The sequence below is a fragment of the Allobosea sp. GW821-FHT03A12 genome (assembly GCF_058986765.1).
In genome coordinates this window covers 304,614-320,500 of record NZ_JBYSVZ010000004.1, presented here as the reverse complement: position 1 = coordinate 320,500, position 15,887 = coordinate 304,614, and the positions used below count along the sequence as shown (strand labels likewise).

The window sequence follows — 15,887 nt, the reverse complement described above, 5'->3', positions numbered from 1 at the left end:
CTTCTGCAAGGATCATTGGGCCCTAGGATCGTCACCCTCGTGCGCTTCGGACTTCTCGACCGCTACATCCTGAAGATCGCCGCCGGTGCGGCGGTGATTCTGCTCGTCGGCCTGACCAGCGTCATCTGGGTGACGCAGGCTCTGCGCGAGGTCGATCTGATGACCGGCAAGGGTCAGACGATCCTGATCTTCTTCACGGTCACGCTGCTCTCGCTGCCGGCGCTGATCGCCGGCATCGCGCCGGTCGCGCTGTTCATGGCGACGCTCTACACGCTCAACAAGCTCAACAGCGATTCCGAGCTGATCGTGATGAACGCGGCCGGCGTCGCGCCGCATCGGCTGACACGGCCCTTCATCGTGCTGACGCTGATCACCGCCGCACTGGTGGGCTGGATGTCGCTCGCGGTGATGCCCGCCGGCTTCCGGGCGCTGCGCGACCTGATTACCCTGATCCGCGCCGATTTCGTCGCCAACGTGGTCAAGGAAGGCCAGTTCGTCTCGCTCGATTCCGGAGTCACCTTCCATTACCGCGAGAAGCAGGGCCAGGCCCTGCTCGGCATCTTCATGCAGGACCGGCGCGACCCCAACCAGCCGGCCGTCTACATCGCCGAGCGCGGCCAGTCGGCCGAGGCCGACGGCAACAGCTTCCTGATGCTGGAGAAGGGCACGATCCAACGCGAGAGCCGCAACCAGAATTCGAGCTCGATCATCTCGTTCGAGCGTTATGCGCTCAATCTCTCGGCGCTGACCGGCGATACCGACGGCGGCGCCGGTGGCGGCGATGGCGACAAGGTGATCTACAAGCCACGCGAGCGCACGACCTGGCAATTGCTGACGCAGGACAAGAACGAGCCCTACTACAAGATCCAGGAAGGGCGTTTCCGCGCCGAACTGCACAACCGGCTGTCGGCGCCGCTCTATCCGATCGCCTTCATGCTGGTCGCCTTCGCCATCCTCGGGGAGGCGCGCACGACCCGGCAGGGGCGCGCCGCCGCGATCCAGATTGCCATCTTCCTGGTCGGCGCCATCCGGATCGGCGCCTACGCAGCCTGGACCGCCAGCGTGCGCTCTCCCATCGCGGCGGCCCTGCTCTATATCCTGCCGCTCGGGACAATCCTGCTGGCGGCCTTCGCGATCGGCTTCGGTTCGCGGACCCGTGTCCTCGTCGACAGGCTGACGGAGCCGCTGATCGCGCCCTTCGTCGCCCTCGCGGCCCGTTTCCGGCGCGCCTGATGCTGCTCTTCAAGACTTTCGGCCGCTATCTGACGCTGCGCTTCCTGCGCGCGATTCTCAGCGTATTCGGCACCTTCTTCTTCCTGATCGCGACGCTCGATTTCGTCGAGCTGATGCGCCGGGCCGGCGATTCGCCGACGGCGACGACGCCCAGCATCATCCAGCTCGCGCTCTACCGCGCGCCGTCCGTGGCGGAGCAGATCTTTCCGTTCGCGGTGCTGTTCGGCGGCATGTTCGCCCTGCTCACCCTCAGCCGGAAGCTCGAGCTGGTCGTCGCCCGCTCGGTCGGCATCTCCGCATGGCAATTCCTGCAGCCGGCCGCCCTGGTCGCCGGATTGGTCGGCCTAGTCTCGATCGGAATCTACAATCCGGTCGCCGCCGAGCTGAAACAGCGCGCCAGCGCGCTCGAAGCCTCGCTCTTCGTCAGGACGGGCCAGGTCGTCGGCAAGGAGATCTGGCTTCGCCAGCGCAGTGTCGACGGCCAGGCGATCATCCGGGCCGCCGCCGCGCTGGAGGGAGGCATCGGGCTCGCCCAGGTCGCGTTCTTCACCTTCTCGCCCGATGGCGGCTTCAGGGAGCGCATCGAGGCGAAGCAGGCGGTGCTCTATCGCGGCTATTGGGAATTGTCGGAGGTGCGCGTCACCTCGGCCACGGAAGAGCCACAGACGTACTCGACATACCTGGTCGCGACGACGCTGGAGCCCGACCAGGTGCGACAAAGTTTCACCCCACCCGACTCGGTCGGGTTCTGGTCAATGCCGGCGGTGCTCGATCGGACCCAGAAGGCGGGGCTCGACACGACGCGCTATGAATTGCGCTATGAATCCCTCAAGGCACGGCCGCTGCTGCTGATCGCCATGATCTTGGTGGCGGCATCCGTTTCCTTAAGATTTTTCCGGTTTGGTGGTGTGACCAGATTGGTGGTAGGTGGCGTCGCGGCGGGGTTCGTGCTCTATGTTGCGACACAGTTGTCTGAGGAGCTGGGCTCATCGGGGATCGTCAACGCCTCGGTGGCCGCTTGGCTGCCCGCGATCGTGGGCACGCTGCTTGGCGCGCTTGCCCTCCTCCATCAGGAAGATGGCTGAGAATACGGTGGCTATGGTTAATTTTGGATTGAGTTCATGGCTTCCGGCGTAAGACGCATCACGCGCCTTGCGGCTGCGACCGCGCTGGTGACGACGCTCGCCCCGGTCCTCGGCTGGACGAGCCTTGCCTATGCCCAAGCCCCTGCTGGCAGCAAGCCCGGGGAGCGCATGGTCGTCGACGCGCGCGAGCTCGTCTACGACAAGGACAACAACACCGTCTCGGCGGTGGGCGACGTCCAGATTCTCTACCAGGGCCGCACGATCGAAGCCGATCGCGTCGTCTACGACCGCCAGAGCAAGCGCGTGGTCGCGACCGGCAATGCCCGCATCACCGAATCCAACGGCACGGTGATCACCGGCGATCGCTTCAACCTGACCGACGATTTCCGCGACGGCTTCATCGACTCGCTGCGCGTGGTGAACACCGACAAGACCCGTTTCTCGGCGCCGCGCGCCGAGCGGACCGACGGCGAGGTCTTCGTCTTCGACAAGGGCATCTACACGGCTTGCGAGCCTTGCGTGGACCAGCCCGAGCGCCCGCCTTTCTGGCAGGTGCGCGCGGCTCGGATCATCCACAAGAAGGCCGAGCAGATGATCTACTACGAGGAGGCCCGGCTGGAGTTCGCCGGTGTCCCGATCGCCTATATTCCTTATATGTCCGGGCCGGACGCAACCGTTAAGCGCAAGACCGGTTTCCTGGCGCCGAAGTTCCTCAACACCTCGGCGTTGGGGTACGGCTTCAGCCTGCCCTACTTCATCAACCTCGCGCCGAACTACGACCTGACGCTGACGCCGACCTATCTGACGCGCCAGGGCTTTCTCGGCCAGGCCGAATGGCGGCACCGTTTCGTCAACGGCTCGTACAACATCCGCGCCGCCGGTATCTTCCAGCAAGACCAGAAGGCGTTCCTGGCAAGCCCGTTCGGCGCCGGCGACGACAAGTTCCGCGGCTCGGTCGAGACCTCCGGCAAGGTGTTCCTCAACCCGCGCTGGAATTTCAGCTGGGATGTCGCCGCCGCGACCGACCGGTTCTTCTTCAAGAACTACCGGATCCGCAGCGAGAGCATCACCGCCTCGACCTACCTGCAGGAATCGACCTCGACGGTCTCGCTCAACGGCCAGAGCGCCGATGCCTGGTTCGACATGCGCGGCTATTACTTCCAGCCGCTGACCTATTACGACTGGCAGAAGCAGCAGCCGATCGTCGGGCCGGTCGTCGACTACAACAAGCGCGTCCACAAGCCGTCGATGATCGGCGGCGAACTGTCGTTCACCGTCAACATCACCAACCTCACGCGCGAGGCGGCCTCCTTCAAGGAGTTGCCGGTCCAGAAGACCTATCAGATCGTTACGCCGAGCTACTCGCTGTTCGACGGCTGCGCGGTCTATCAGAAGGGCCAATGCCTGGTGACGGGCCTTCCCGGCTCGATCTCGCGCGCCACCGCCGAAGTCGACTGGCGGCGCAATTTCATCGATCCTATCGGCCAGGTCTGGACGCCCTACGCCTCGGTCAGGGCGGACGTGTTCTCGATCAACCCGAACACGACCAAGTACAACAACGCCAACGTCGCCACGATCGCCGACGCCTCCGACGAGGTGTTCGGGCGGGCGATGCCGGCGGTCGGCCTGATGTACCGCTTCCCCTTCGTCGCCTCGACATCGTGGGGAACGCACATCATCGAGCCCGTCGCACAGATCGTTGCACGTCCGAACGAAACCAACAGCCTGCGCGTCGCCAACGAGGACGCGCAGAGCCTGGTTTTCGACGACACCAACCTGTTCGAATGGAACAAGTTCTCCGGCTATGACCGGGTCGAGGGTGGCAGCCGCGCCAATGTCGGCCTGCGCTATAGCGGCACGTTCGGCAAGGAGTCTTATGCCAACCTGCTGGTCGGGCAATCCTACCATCTCGGCGGCCGCAACTCCTACGCCAGCGGCGATCTGGTGAATACCGGGCTCAATTCGGGACTGGATACCCGCCGCTCCGATTATGTCGCCAAGGTCCAGTTCCAGCCGTTCACGGGCCTGCTGCTGCAGGCTGGCGGGCGTTTCAACGAATCGACCTTCGAGACGCAGCGCGCCGATGCCTCGGCGGTCTTCAGCTACAAGTTCCTGTCGACCTCGGTCGGCTACAGCCGCTACGAACCGCAGCCGGATCTCGGCATTCCGCGCCGCCGTGAAGGCCTCAGCATCAGCCAGTCGATCTCGTTCGCCCAGTACTGGAGTATTCGCGGCAACGTGCTGTTCGACCTCGACAAGTACAAGTACGATCGCGAACGCTATCGCGACGCCCTGGCGCTCTACACGGCGAATCCCGCCAGCAATCCAAACCCGCTCTATCCGAACACCGGCCCGTTCCAGACGGCGGCGGCATCGGTAGGCCTGCGCTATCAGGACGAGTGCACGATCTTCGACGTGTCCTATTCGCAGTCCTATGCGGACCGGCAGGCGGGCTCGACCAAGGACACGCGGACGGTCATGTTCCGTCTGGAGCTGCGCACGCTGGGCGAGATCAGCTATTCGCAGAATCTCGGCGCGACCAGCACCGGCGACGGCGTTGCCTCCAGCAGCCGCTGAGCGGACTTGCCGCGCCTGCTCGCCCTGACGCAAGGCGACCCGGCCGGGATCGGGCCCGAACTCGCGCTGGCCGCCTGGCGGCAGCGCGAGGAGCGGGGCATTCCGCCCTTCGCCTATCTCGGCGATATCGCGATGCTCTCAAGGCTCGCGGAACAGCTTGGGCTCCCGGTTCTGCTGCGAAGCGTCGCCTGGGACGATGCGGAGGCGTGCTTTGCCGCTGCTCTGCCCGTGATCGAGCTCGACAATCGCTCGCCGGCCCAATCCGGACAGCCTGACCCCGCCAATGCTGCCGGCGTGATCGAGGCGATCGAGCGGGGGGTCGAGGCCGTCGAAGCAGGGCGGGCGGCCGCGCTCGTCACCAACCCGATTGCCAAGAGCGTGCTCTACGCCGCCGGCTTCCAGCACCCAGGCCATACCGAATTCCTGGCCGAGCTCGCCGGGCGCGGACACGAGGCGACGCCGCGGCCGGTGATGATGATCTGGTCGGAGGACCTCGCTGTCATTCCGGTGACCATCCATATCCCGCTTGAGGCCGTCCCGGGTCAGCTGACGACGGCATTGATCGTGGAGACCGCCCGGATCGCCGCCGCCGATCTCAAGCGCCGCTTCGGTGTCGCGCGACCGCGGCTGGCGCTGTGCGGCCTCAATCCGCATGCGGGCGAAGGCGGGGCGCTCGGCAAGGAGGATGGCGCGATCGTTGCGCCGGCAGTCGAGCGGCTGCGCGAGCTCGGCATCGAGGCGAGCGGCCCCTATCCGGCCGACACCCTGTTCCATGCGCGCGCCCGCGCCGGCTACGACGTGGCGCTCGGCATGTATCACGACCAGGCGCTGATCCCGATCAAGACGATCGCCTTCGACGAGGGCGTCAACGTCACGCTCGGCCTGCCCTTCATCCGGACCTCGCCTGATCACGGCACAGCCTTCGACATCGCCGGCAAGGGCATCGCCCGGCCGGACAGCCTGTGCGCGGCGCTGCGGCTGGCAGCCCGCATGGCTGCGGTCGAGCGCGGAGAGACGGTGTGAGCAACGCCACCGCCCAGGACGGATTGCCGCCGCTACGCGAGGTGGTGGAACGCCACGGGCTGATGGCGCAGAAGGCGCTCGGCCAGAACTTCCTGTTCGACCTCAATCTCACCGGCCGGATCGCCCGCGCCGCCGGCCCTTTCGAGGGCCAGACCGTCGTGGAGATCGGCCCCGGCCCGGGCGGGCTCACCCGCGCTCTGCTGGCGAACGGCGCCGGCCGTGTCATCGCCATCGAGCGCGACCGGCGCTGCATGCCGGCGCTGGCCGAGATCGCAGCCCATTATCCGGGACGGCTTGAGGTCGTCGACGGCGACGCGCTCGCGGTCGACCTGTCCAACCTGCTCGGCGGCAACTCGGCCCGCATCGTCGCCAACCTGCCCTATAATATCGGCACGCCGCTGCTGGTCGGCTGGCTCAGCGCCGAGCCCTGGCCGCCCTGGTGGAGCTCGCTGACGCTGATGTTCCAGCGCGAGGTCGCCGAGCGCATCGTCGCGACGCCGGAGCAGCGCGCCGCCTATGGCCGGCTCGCCGTGCTGGCCAATTGGCGCTGCGAGACGAAGATCCTGTTCGACGTGCCGAAGACCGCCTTCGTGCCGCAACCCAAGATCACCTCCTCGATCGTCCAGCTGGTGCCGCGCCCGCAGCCGGAGCCCTGCGACCGGCGCCTGCTCGAACGGGTAACGCTCGCCGCCTTCGGCCAGCGCCGCAAGATGCTGCGCCAGAGCCTCAAGGCCGTCCTTGCCGAGCCCGCACCAATCATCGAGGCAGCCGGACTGTCGCCGACAGCCCGGGCGGAAGAGATCCCCGTCACCGGTTTCGTGCGGCTCGCCAACGCGCTGGCTGCACATCTGTAGCGGCAGGCACCGTGCTACGCTGGGCATTCTCGACTTGGAAGGGTTCAGCATGCGCCTCGATCGCCGGCAAGTCATCGTAGCACTCGCCATTTCCGGTGCGGCCGGTCGCGAGGCCTTCGCTCAAGCCGACTATCCGGCCAAGCCGATCCGCATCATCGTCGGCTTCGCGGCCGGCGGCGCGCCCGACGCGCTCGCACGCATCTTCGCCGAGAAGCTGCAGCAGCGCTGGGGACAGCCCGTCATCGTCGAGAACCGCGTCGGCGCCCAAGGCAATACGGCGATGGCAGCCGTCGCCAAGGCGGAAGCCGACGGCTACACGCTGGCGCTGATGCCGATCGGCAATGCGGCGGTCAATCCGGCCCTCTTCCCCAGCCTGCCCTATGATCCGGTCAAGGATTTTTCCCCGATCTCCCAGCTCGCCAGCGTCGAGAACGTGCTGGTGGTGGCGGCGAGCTCGCCGATCCGGAGCATGGCCGAGCTCGTCGCGCTCGGCCGGGCGAAGACCACGCCGCTGACCTATGCCTCCCCCGGCGCGGGCAGCCTTGCCCATCTCGCCGCCGAGCTGCTGGCGCGCTCGGCCGGCTTCGAGATGACGCACGTCCCCTATCGCGGCGTCGCGCCGGCTCTGACCGACGTGCTGCGCGGCGACGTCACCATGATCGTCGCTCAGCTCTCGACGGCCAAGCCTTTGATCGACAGCGGCCAGTTGCGGGCGCTGGCCGTCGCCAGCCCCGAGCGCAGCAAGACACTGCCTGAGGTGCCGACGCTGACCGAAGCGACCGGCATTGCCGGGCTGGAGGCGGTCTCGTGGTATGCGCTGACGGCGCCGGCCGGAACCTCGGCCGCCATCGTCGCGAAGACGCAGCAGGCCATCGCCGAGGTGCTGAAGGCGCCCGACATGGTCGCGGCGCTGGAGGCCCAGGGCGCCCGCCCGATCGGCGGCACGCCCGCCGAACTCGCGGCGGTCATCGCCGCCGACATGGCGCGCTGGGGCAAGGTGGTCCGCGAAGCCGGCATCCAGCCGAACTGAGGCGACCCGGGCTTCAGCCGACCTGTTCGCCCAGCAGCGTCTCGACGAAGGCTGGCATGCCGGTGGCGCGGCTGCGCTTCAAGCGTTCAGCCGCCAGGATCGAGCGAACCGCCTCATAGGCAGCGCCGAGATCGTCGTTGATGATGACGTAGTCGTAGACGTGCCAGCGCGCGATCTCGTCGCGGGCATTGGCGAGCCGTCGCGCGATCACCTCCGGCGCATCCTCGGCGCGCCGAACCAGGCGCGAGCGCAGCTCCGCCATCGAGGGCGGCAGGATGAAGATCGCGACGACGTCCTCGCGCGCCTTCTCCAGGATCTGCTGCGTGCCCTGGTAGTCGATGTCGAACAGCACGTCGCGGCCGGCCTTCAGCGCCGCCTCGACCGGCTTGCGCGGGGTGCCGTAGCCATTGCCATGGACCTCTGCCGACTCAAGCAGGTCGTCGCGCTCGCGCAGCTGGTCGAAGGCCTCGCGTTCGATGAAGCGGTAGTGCACGCCATCGATCTCGGAGGGGCGCTTCTCGCGCGTCGTCACCGAGATCGAGAGGTCGAGATTGGTCTCCTTCTGCGACAGCGTCCGCGTCAGCGTCGACTTGCCGGCGCCCGAGGGCGAGGAGAGGATCAGCATGAGGCCGCGGCGGGCCGGGCGGATCAGATCGGCCATCGCCATCACTCCACGTTCTGGACCTGCTCGCGCAGCTGGTCGACCGTCGTGCGCAGCTCCAGTCCAATCCGCGAGAGGCCGGGATCGCCGGCCTTGGCGCAGAGCGTCGAGGCCTCGCGTCCGAACTCCTGGGCAAGGAAATCGAGCTTCCGGCCGATCGGCCCGCCTTGGGCGAGCAGCTCGCGCAACGCCGCGACATGTGCGTGGAGCCGGTCGATCTCCTCGCGGATATCGGCCTTCACCGCCAGCAGTGCCGCCTCCTGGTGCAGGCGCTGCGGCTCCAGCGCATTGCTGGCATCGAGCAGCGCGGCGACCTGCCCGGCAAGGCGGGCGCGGATGGCCTCGACGCTGCGGCCGGGATGGGCTTCAGCATCGGCAGTCAGGCGCGCGATGGTGTCGAGATGGCCGGCAATGATGGCTTCGAGCGCCCGCCCCTCGGCGAGCCGCGCCTGCTTCAGCGCGGAGATCGTGTCTGCCAGCGCTGCGAGCACCGGCTTCTCGAGCTCGGACAGCGCATCGCCGCTCTCCTCGGAAACCTCGACGACGCCGCGGATCGCCAGCAGGCCGTCGAGCGTCGCGGGGGCGATGCCGGTCGGGAGCTGCACCTGGCTCGCGGCTTCGATCAGGGCGGCGAGCGCCTCCTGGTTGATGCGCGGACGCGGGGCCGAGGCTTCGCTGGTGATGGCTAGGCTGACATGCAGGGTGCCCCGCGCGAAGGCGGCGGAGAACTGCTTGCGCGCCGCCTCGGAGAAGCTGTCGAAGCCCGTGGGGACGCGGACGCGGACATCGAGACCGCGGCCATTGACGCTGCGGACCTCCCAGGCGAAGGCGTGCGCCCCGGTCGTGTCGGCCGCGCGCGCGAACCCCGTCATGCTTTCGATCGCCATCAGCCGCCGTCTTCCTTCTCGCAACTCACATGCGGACGCGAATTCTGATCGCTCGACCGGAACGGCCGAGCGGAATGCGCGTTGCGCGCGGACCCTATTCAGGCCCGGCGAGCTCCACAAGCGCGAGATGTGGAAAGATCGATCAGGGCTTCAGTGGCGGGACCTGCTTGGGGCTGTTGAGATCGAAGCTCTTGTTCAGCAGCGGGTCGCGCGCTGTCCCTTCCGAGGCATCGAAGGCGCGCGCTCGCGTGCCGGCCGGGCCGTTCGCAGCACCGGCCTGAACCGGCTGGCCGGCGGCCGCGCGGCGATTGCCGGGAACCGGATACGTCTCGGGCTCGGACTGGTCAGCCGCCTGATTGTCGGGGCGGCCGGCGCCCGGCGCCTCGGTGCGCTGATCCGGTCCCGGCGGCGGCTCGGCCCGGTCGACGCCGCCATCCGCCGGCGGCTTGCCGGATTCGCGACGGGCCGACTCGACCTGGCGCCAGCGCACGACGTTGCGGTTGTGCTGCTCCAGGGTCTCGGCGAAGGCGTGACCGCCGCTGCCATCGGCGACGAAATAGAGATCCTTGGTCCGCGAATGGTTGACCACCGCCTCCAGAGCCGCTCGGCCCGGATTGGCGATCGGCCCCGGCGGCAGGCCGTCGATCACGTAAGTATTGTAGGGCGTCGCCTGGGTGATCTCGGGGCGGGTGATTCCGCGGCCGAGCGTGCCCTTGCCGCCGACGAGGCCGTAGACGATCGTCGGGTCCGACTGCAGCTTCATCTTGCGGTTCAGCCGGTTGATGAAGACGCCGGCGACGCGCGGCCGCTCGTCGGCGCGACCGGTCTCCTTCTCGACGATCGAGGCGAGGATCACCAGCTCCGCCGGAGTCTTGATCGGCAGGTCGGCCGGGCGCTTGGCCCAGACCTCGTTGAGGATGCGGCGCTGGTCGCGCGTCATCCGGTCGACGATGGCCTGGCGGGTCGAGCCGCGCTGGAACTTGTAGGTGTCGGGCAGGATCTGACCTTCGCGCGGCACCTGGATCACGTCGCCGGACAGCATGTCGTTCTGCTGCAGGCGGGCGATGATCTGCTCGCTGGTCAGCCCCTCGGGAATGGTGATCGAATGCTCGACCGCCTTACCCTCGGCGATGACGTCGAGGATGTCCTTCTGGCTGGCACGCGCCTTGAACAGGTATTCGCCGGCCTTGAGGCTGGCCGCCTTGCCCGAGGTATAGGCCGCGATCTTGAAGGCCCAGGGATGCTCGATCAGGCCCTCGCGCTGCAGCAGGTCGGCGATCTCGGTCACCCCGTTCTCCTTCGGGATGATCAGGACGCGATCAGCGGCGAGCGGGCCCGGTGCCTTGCTGCGGCTGTCGAGATACGCGATGCCGCCACCGACGGCGCCGGCCAGCACGAGGACCGTCGTGAACAGCCCGCTGAGCAGGGCGATGAAGGGCGAGCGCCGGCGCTTGCGCTGCTTCGGCGGCGGGGCCGGCGGCGCGACGGGCTTCAGCGCCTCGTTGGGACTCCGCGGCGCGACGCGAGGCGGCTGACTCATGATGCTTTCGCCTGATTCCCTGACATCGCGACCGGCGCTACCGGCGTCGATCCGATCTAGTGGCAATGCCGGCCGCATACTGGCACGACGGCGGCGACAGGCTAGCGAAAATTGTGGCGAAAGCGCGCTTGTCCTCAGTCGACGAGGCGGCGCATCACCAGCGAGGCGTTGGTGCCGCCAAAGCCGAACGAATTCGACAGGGCGATGTCGACCTTCCGCTTCTTGGCCTTGTGCGGCACGAGATCGAGCTCGGTCTCGACGGACGGGTTGTCGAGATTGATCGTCGGCGGCACGACCTGGTCGCGTATCGCCAGCACCGAGAAGATCGCCTCGATCGCGCCGGCAGCACCAAGCAGATGGCCGGTCGCCGACTTGGTCGAGGACATGGCCGGCCGGTTCGGCGCATTCGCGAGCAGACGCTCGACGGCGCGCAATTCGATCTCGTCACCGACCTGCGTCGAGGTGCCATGCGCGTTGATGTAGTCGACATCCGAGGCGCGCAGACCCGCGCGCTTCAGCGCCGCCTGCATGCAGCGATAGGCGCCGTCGCCATCCTCGGAGGGCGAGGTGATGTGATAGGCGTCGCCCGACATGCCGTAACCGACGATTTCGGCATAGATGCGCGCGCCGCGGGCCCTTGCGTGATCGAGCTCCTCGAGCACGACGACGCCGGCGCCCTCGCCCATGACGAAGCCGTCGCGATCCTTGTCATAGGGGCGCGAGGCCTTCTCGGGCGTCTCGTTGAAGCCGGTCGAGAGCGCGCGGCAGGCGCAGAAGCCGGCGATGCCGATGCGGTTGATCGCCGATTCGGCGCCGCCCGCCAGCATGACCTCGGCATCGCCGAGCGCGACCATGCGAGCCGCATCGCCGATGGCGTGCGCGCCAGTCGAGCAGGCGGTGACGACCGCGTGGTTCGGGCCCTTCAGCCCGTGCTCGATCGAGACATAGCCAGCGGCGAGATTGCTGAGGCGGCCGGGGATGAAGAAGGGCGAGAGCCGGCGCGGGCCGCGCTCCTTCAGCAGCAGCGAGGCCTCGTAGATGCCGCCGAGCCCGCCGATGCCGGAACCGATGGCGACGCCGGTCGCGATCTGGTCTTCGTAGCTCTCGGGTTTCCAGCCGGAATCGCGCAGCGCCTGCGTTGCCGCGGCCATGGCAAAGATGATGAAATCATCGACCTTGCGCTGCTCCTTCGGCTCCATCCAATCATCGGGATTGAAGGTGCCGTTCGAGCCGTCGCCGCGCGGGATGCTGCAGGCGATCTGCGCAGGCAGGTCGGAGACGTCGAAAGTAGTGATCGGGCCGGCGCCGCTTTCGCCAGCCAGAATGCGCGACCAGCTCGGCTCGACCCCGCATCCGAGCGGGGTCACCATGCCCAGTCCGGTGACGACGACACGCCGCATCGGTCTTCCTCAATTCAGCTCCGGCGCGCGGGAGCCTGCTCCAGCGCGCCGGGGCCAAGGCCTTGTCAGGCCGACTTCGACAGGAACTTGACCGCGTCGCCGACGGTCACGATCGTCTCGGCCGCGTCGTCCGGAATCTCGACGCCGAACTCTTCCTCGAAAGCCATGACCAGCTCGACCGTGTCGAGGCTGTCGGCGCCGAGGTCCTCGATGAAATTAGCGCCCTCGACAACCTTCTCCGGCTCAACGCCGAGGTGCTCGATCACGATCTTCTTCACGCGCTCGGCGACATCGCTCATGGGTCTTTCCCTCAAACCTCAAAAACACACCGCTGACAGCGACGCGTGGGTGAAACTGATTTCCCGGCCCGGATCCTTCGCCTATCGGCGGACCGCGCCGGGAGTTCATGGCTGCACAAACGCAACAACCGGGCCGGCGTCAAGTCCCAAGAGCACGCGCCGATCAGATTGCAATTCAATCTGATTGGATCACGCGTTCTCGAACAAGAGTTCAGAGACGGATTCACCAATCAAGTCGATTCGACCTGATCGGGTCCGGCTCTGGAACACCGATCGGCGCTTGGCCGGCTGGGTCATTAACACACTCGTAATGGGCTGGCGAGAGCGCAACCCAAACCTTTAAGTGTAACAATATTCCCAGCTAACCGGCTCAGATCATTGCCATTCCGCCATTGACGTGCAGGGTCTGCCCGGTGACGTAGCCCGCTTCCTCGCTGGCGAGATAGGCCACGGCCGCGGCGACGTCCGCTCCCTGCCCGAGCCGCCCCATCGGCACGTCGGCGAGGATGCCCTCGCGCTGCTTGTCGTTCAGCACATCGGTCATCGGCGACTCGATGAAGCCGGGGGCGACGACGTTGACAGTGATGTTGCGGCTCGCGACCTCCGCGGCCAGCGATTTCGACATGCCGATCAGCCCGGCCTTGGAGGCGGCGTAGTTGCCCTGCCCCGGATTGCCGCTGGTGCCGACGACGGAGCCGATCGAGACGATGCGGCCATAGCGCCGGCGCATCATGCTCTTCACCGCCGCGCGCGAGAGCCGGAAGGCCGCAGTAAGGTTGACGGCGAGGACGAGGTCCCAGTCCTCGTCCTTGAGGCGCATGAAGAGATTGTCGCGGGTGACGCCCGCGTTGTTGACGAGGATGTCGAGGCCGCCGAGCTTGGCCTCGGCCGCCGGCACAAGCGCCTCGACCGAGTCGCGATTCGACAGGTCGCAGGGCGTGATCTCGACCCGCTCGCCGAATTCCTTCGCCAGGGCCTCCAGCGCCTCGACGCGGGTGCCGGACAAGGCGACGGTGGCGCCCTGGGCATGGAGCCGGCGCGCGATCGCGCCGCCGAGGCCGCCGGTGGCGCCGGTGACCAGCGCCTTCTTTCCCGTCAGATCGAGCATGATGCCTCCCTTGTCCCCGGCTTTGGTGCCGGTCAGCCCTTCTGGGCCTTGTAAGCCGCGATGTCGTCGGGCGCGCCGATCGACGCCGCGGTCGTTCCCGCTGCGATGCGCTTGACCAGGCCGGCGAGCACCTTGCCCGAGCCGATCTCGTTGAACTGGGTGACGCCGGCGGCCGCCATCGCCTCGACGCATTCGCGCCAGCGCACGGTGCCGGTGACCTGGGCCACCAGCGAGGCGCGGATCGCCGCGGGATCGCTGAGCGGGGCGGCGCCGACATTGGCCATGACCGGCACGACCGGCGCCTGCATCGCGACCTCGGCGAGCGCCGCCTGCATGGCCTCGGCCGCCGGCTGCATCAGGGCGCAATGGAAGGGCGCGGAGACCGGCAGCAGCATGGCGCGGCGCACGCCACGCTCGCCAGCAAGTGCGATCGCCCGCTCGACCGCCGCCTTCGCACCGGAGAGCACGACCTGGCCGCCGCCATTATCATTGGCCGCCTGGCAGACTTGTCCTTCAGCGGCATCGGTCGCGATGGCGCGGGCCTGGTCGAGGTCGACACCGAGCAGCGCCGCCATGGCGCCCTCGCCGGCCGGCACCGCCTTCTGCATGGCGTCGCCGCGGATGCGCAGCAACCTTGCCGCGTCGCTGATCGAGAAGGTGCCGGCCGCAGCCAGCGCCGAGTATTCGCCGAGCGAATGGCCGGCGACAAAGGCCGCATCGTTCTTGAGCGAGAGCCCGGCTTCGGCCTCGAGCACGCGGATCGCGGCGAGGCTCACTGCCATCAGCGCCGGCTGGGCGTTGGCGGTCAGGGTCAGCTCCTCGCCCGGGCCTTCCCACATCAAGGAGGAGAGCTTCTGCGAGAGCGCGGCATCGACCTCGTCGAAGACGGCGCGTGCCACCGGAAAGGCTTCGGCGAGCGCCTTGCCCATGCCGACCGCCTGCGAACCCTGCCCTGGAAAGATGAAAGCCGTCGCCATGTCGCAATGGTCCTACAAAACGATGCTTGGTTAACAAGTTAGGGCGCAGTCGCACCGTGCAGCCGGCCAAGTCAAGGCGTTTACGCGACGAAAGTCGACTTGCATCAGCTTTTCGCGGTGTTTTCCGCTTGCATGATGGCCCGCCTCGCTGTAACGACCGCCTCGGTTTGTTCGGCCGGAGGCTGAACGGACGGCGAAGCGATTCCCACAAGGAAGCGTTTCGTAGGCTCCTCATCGAAGGGCCGCCGTCCCGTGTCTCCGCCTTCGAAGAAATCCTGTCGGGCCTTTATCCAGGGCTCGGAGGGCTCCGCGTCGAACGAAACCGGTGAACGAAGAAAGGCCAATCATGGCATTGTACGAGCACGTTCTGCTCGCGCGGCAGGATGTCAGCGCGCAGCAGGTCGAGGCCCTTGTCGAGCAGTTCAAGGGCATCGTCGAGGCGAATGGCGGTTCCGTCCCCAAGGTCGAGTACTGGGGCGTGAAGTCGCTGGGCTATCGCATCAAGAAGAACCGCAAGGCGCACTACTCGCTCCTGAACATCAACGCTCCCGCCGCGGCGATCGCCGAGATGGAGCGCCAGATGCGCATTAACGAGGACGTTCTCCGCTTCATGACCATCCGCGTCGAGGAGCTCGAGGAAGGTCAATCGGTCATGCTGCAGAAGCGCGACCGCGACGAGCGCAGCGATCGCTTCGACCGTGGTCCGGGCGGCGGTGACCGTTTCGACCGCGGCCCGCGCCGCGAGCGTCCGCGTCGTGACGACGAAGCGACCACCGAAACCCCCGCTGCGGAGGCCTGAGCATGTCGACTGCATCCGCCGGCGCCCGCCGCCCCTTCTTCCGCCGCCGCAAGTCCTGCCCGTTCTCGGGCGAGGGCGCGCCGAAGATCGACTACAAGGATGTGCGCCTGCTCTCGCGCTACATCTCCGAGCGCGGCAAGATCGTGCCGTCGCGCATCACGGCCGTCTCGGCCAAGAAGCAGCGCGAGCTCGCCCAGGCGATCAAGCGCGCCCGCTTCCTCGGCTTGCTGCCCTACGTCATCCGCTGAGCGGGTGAGGATTTTCCCGGCGGCGCCCAGCGCCGCCGGGTCTTCTAGAAACTGACACACGACTTAGTCGCCAGGCGGTGAAAACCCGTCTGGTATGTTGAGGCGCTCAGCCTCTCACCCTGCCGGTCTAAAAGGACCTTGCGAGCAGCGGGACAGCAGGACGGAT

Annotated in this window: 15 protein-coding genes; 8 read left to right on the top strand and 7 right to left on the bottom strand. The window is 67.2% G+C overall.

The window, feature by feature from the left end:
• Nucleotides 1-39: 39 nt before the first annotated feature.
• From lptF to AC3WLC_RS15755, 6 genes are all read left to right on the top strand, one after another.
• A complete protein-coding gene (gene lptF / locus AC3WLC_RS15780) occupies nt 40-1,233 on the top strand; it encodes an LPS export ABC transporter permease LptF (RefSeq protein WP_493684870.1) in 1,194 nt (397 codons plus the stop codon).
• Nucleotides 1,233-2,318, top strand: coding sequence for an LPS export ABC transporter permease LptG (gene lptG, locus AC3WLC_RS15775; protein ID WP_493684869.1), 1,086 nt, complete (start codon nt 1,233-1,235; stop codon nt 2,316-2,318). The genes lptF and lptG overlap by 1 nt, the downstream gene beginning before the upstream one ends.
• Nucleotides 2,319-2,354: 36 nt before the next feature.
• On the top strand, nt 2,355-4,895 hold the full coding sequence (locus AC3WLC_RS15770) for an LPS-assembly protein LptD (protein WP_493684868.1): 2,541 nt from the start codon (nt 2,355-2,357) through the stop codon (nt 4,893-4,895).
• Nucleotides 4,896-4,901: 6 nt separating this feature from the next.
• Entirely contained in the window at nt 4,902-5,918 is a 1,017-nt protein-coding gene (pdxA, locus tag AC3WLC_RS15765) for a 4-hydroxythreonine-4-phosphate dehydrogenase PdxA (RefSeq protein WP_493684867.1), read from the top strand.
• A 62-nt stretch (nt 5,919-5,980) separates the two neighbouring features.
• A complete protein-coding gene (rsmA, locus tag AC3WLC_RS15760) occupies nt 5,981-6,772 on the top strand; it encodes a 16S rRNA (adenine(1518)-N(6)/adenine(1519)-N(6))-dimethyltransferase RsmA (protein ID WP_493685393.1) in 792 nt (263 codons plus the stop codon).
• A 49-nt stretch (nt 6,773-6,821) separates the two neighbouring features.
• On the top strand, nt 6,822-7,802 hold the full coding sequence (locus tag AC3WLC_RS15755) for a Bug family tripartite tricarboxylate transporter substrate binding protein (protein ID WP_493684866.1): 981 nt from the start codon (nt 6,822-6,824) through the stop codon (nt 7,800-7,802).
• A gap of 13 nt (nt 7,803-7,815) precedes the next feature.
• Here AC3WLC_RS15755 and gmk read toward each other — a convergent pair whose 3' ends face one another.
• From gmk to fabD, 7 genes are all read right to left on the bottom strand, one after another.
• Complete coding sequence (gene gmk / locus AC3WLC_RS15750) at nt 7,816-8,469, bottom strand: guanylate kinase (protein WP_493684865.1); 654 nt, start codon at nt 8,467-8,469, stop codon at nt 7,816-7,818.
• Nucleotides 8,469-9,350, bottom strand: coding sequence for a YicC/YloC family endoribonuclease (locus AC3WLC_RS15745; protein WP_493684864.1), 882 nt, complete (start codon nt 9,348-9,350; stop codon nt 8,469-8,471). The genes gmk and AC3WLC_RS15745 overlap by 1 nt, the downstream gene beginning before the upstream one ends.
• A gap of 142 nt (nt 9,351-9,492) precedes the next feature.
• On the bottom strand, nt 9,493-10,890 hold the full coding sequence (gene mltG / locus AC3WLC_RS15740; RefSeq protein WP_493684863.1) for an endolytic transglycosylase MltG: 1,398 nt from the start codon (nt 10,888-10,890) through the stop codon (nt 9,493-9,495).
• Nucleotides 10,891-11,024: 134 nt separating this feature from the next.
• The gene (fabF, locus tag AC3WLC_RS15735) at nt 11,025-12,290 is read right to left on the bottom strand and encodes a beta-ketoacyl-ACP synthase II (protein WP_493684862.1); all 1,266 of its coding nucleotides are present in this window, start codon (nt 12,288-12,290) and stop codon (nt 11,025-11,027) included.
• 65 nt (nt 12,291-12,355) lie between these two features.
• On the bottom strand, nt 12,356-12,589 hold the full coding sequence (locus AC3WLC_RS15730; protein WP_043236751.1) for an acyl carrier protein: 234 nt from the start codon (nt 12,587-12,589) through the stop codon (nt 12,356-12,358).
• Between the two features lie 370 nt (nt 12,590-12,959).
• Nucleotides 12,960-13,697 carry a 3-oxoacyl-[acyl-carrier-protein] reductase gene (gene fabG / locus AC3WLC_RS15725; RefSeq protein ID WP_493684861.1) on the bottom strand — a complete coding sequence of 246 codons (738 nt, stop codon included), beginning with the start codon at nt 13,695-13,697 and terminating at the stop codon, nt 12,960-12,962.
• Nucleotides 13,698-13,729: 32 nt separating this feature from the next.
• Nucleotides 13,730-14,674 (bottom strand): ACP S-malonyltransferase, encoded by a 945-nt coding sequence (gene fabD / locus AC3WLC_RS15720; RefSeq protein WP_493684860.1) that lies wholly within the window; start codon nt 14,672-14,674, stop codon nt 13,730-13,732.
• 346 nt (nt 14,675-15,020) lie between these two features.
• Between fabD and rpsF the strand changes: the two genes are divergently transcribed.
• Both rpsF and rpsR read left to right on the top strand, forming a co-directional pair.
• Nucleotides 15,021-15,473, top strand: coding sequence for a 30S ribosomal protein S6 (gene rpsF / locus AC3WLC_RS15715; RefSeq protein WP_493684859.1), 453 nt, complete (start codon nt 15,021-15,023; stop codon nt 15,471-15,473).
• A 2-nt stretch (nt 15,474-15,475) separates the two neighbouring features.
• Nucleotides 15,476-15,721 carry a 30S ribosomal protein S18 gene (gene rpsR / locus AC3WLC_RS15710; RefSeq protein WP_038367644.1) on the top strand — a complete coding sequence of 82 codons (246 nt, stop codon included), beginning with the start codon at nt 15,476-15,478 and terminating at the stop codon, nt 15,719-15,721.
• Nucleotides 15,722-15,887: the final 166 nt, after the last annotated feature.

What these genes read in the sequence shown, in the direction of transcription:
- AC3WLC_RS15730 (WP_043236751.1), bottom strand. Translation starts at nt 12,589, where the DNA reads ATGAGCGATGTCGCCGAGCGCGTGAAGAAGATCGTGATCGAGCACCTC.
- rsmA (WP_493685393.1), top strand. Translation starts at nt 5,981, where the DNA reads ATGGCGCAGAAGGCGCTCGGCCAGAACTTCCTGTTCGACCTCAATCTC.
- mltG (WP_493684863.1), bottom strand. Translation starts at nt 10,890, where the DNA reads ATGAGTCAGCCGCCTCGCGTCGCGCCGCGGAGTCCCAACGAGGCGCTG.
- rpsF (WP_493684859.1), top strand. Translation starts at nt 15,021, where the DNA reads ATGGCATTGTACGAGCACGTTCTGCTCGCGCGGCAGGATGTCAGCGCG.
- fabD (WP_493684860.1), bottom strand. Translation starts at nt 14,674, where the DNA reads ATGGCGACGGCTTTCATCTTTCCAGGGCAGGGTTCGCAGGCGGTCGGC.
- rpsR (WP_038367644.1), top strand. Translation starts at nt 15,476, where the DNA reads ATGTCGACTGCATCCGCCGGCGCCCGCCGCCCCTTCTTCCGCCGCCGC.
- lptG (WP_493684869.1), top strand. Translation starts at nt 1,233, where the DNA reads ATGCTGCTCTTCAAGACTTTCGGCCGCTATCTGACGCTGCGCTTCCTG.
- fabF (WP_493684862.1), bottom strand. Translation starts at nt 12,290, where the DNA reads ATGCGGCGTGTCGTCGTCACCGGACTGGGCATGGTGACCCCGCTCGGA.
- AC3WLC_RS15770 (WP_493684868.1), top strand. Translation starts at nt 2,355, where the DNA reads ATGGCTTCCGGCGTAAGACGCATCACGCGCCTTGCGGCTGCGACCGCG.
- fabG (WP_493684861.1), bottom strand. Translation starts at nt 13,697, where the DNA reads ATGCTCGATCTGACGGGAAAGAAGGCGCTGGTCACCGGCGCCACCGGC.
- AC3WLC_RS15755 (WP_493684866.1), top strand. Translation starts at nt 6,822, where the DNA reads ATGCGCCTCGATCGCCGGCAAGTCATCGTAGCACTCGCCATTTCCGGT.
- AC3WLC_RS15745 (WP_493684864.1), bottom strand. Translation starts at nt 9,350, where the DNA reads ATGGCGATCGAAAGCATGACGGGGTTCGCGCGCGCGGCCGACACGACC.
- gmk (WP_493684865.1), bottom strand. Translation starts at nt 8,469, where the DNA reads ATGGCGATGGCCGATCTGATCCGCCCGGCCCGCCGCGGCCTCATGCTG.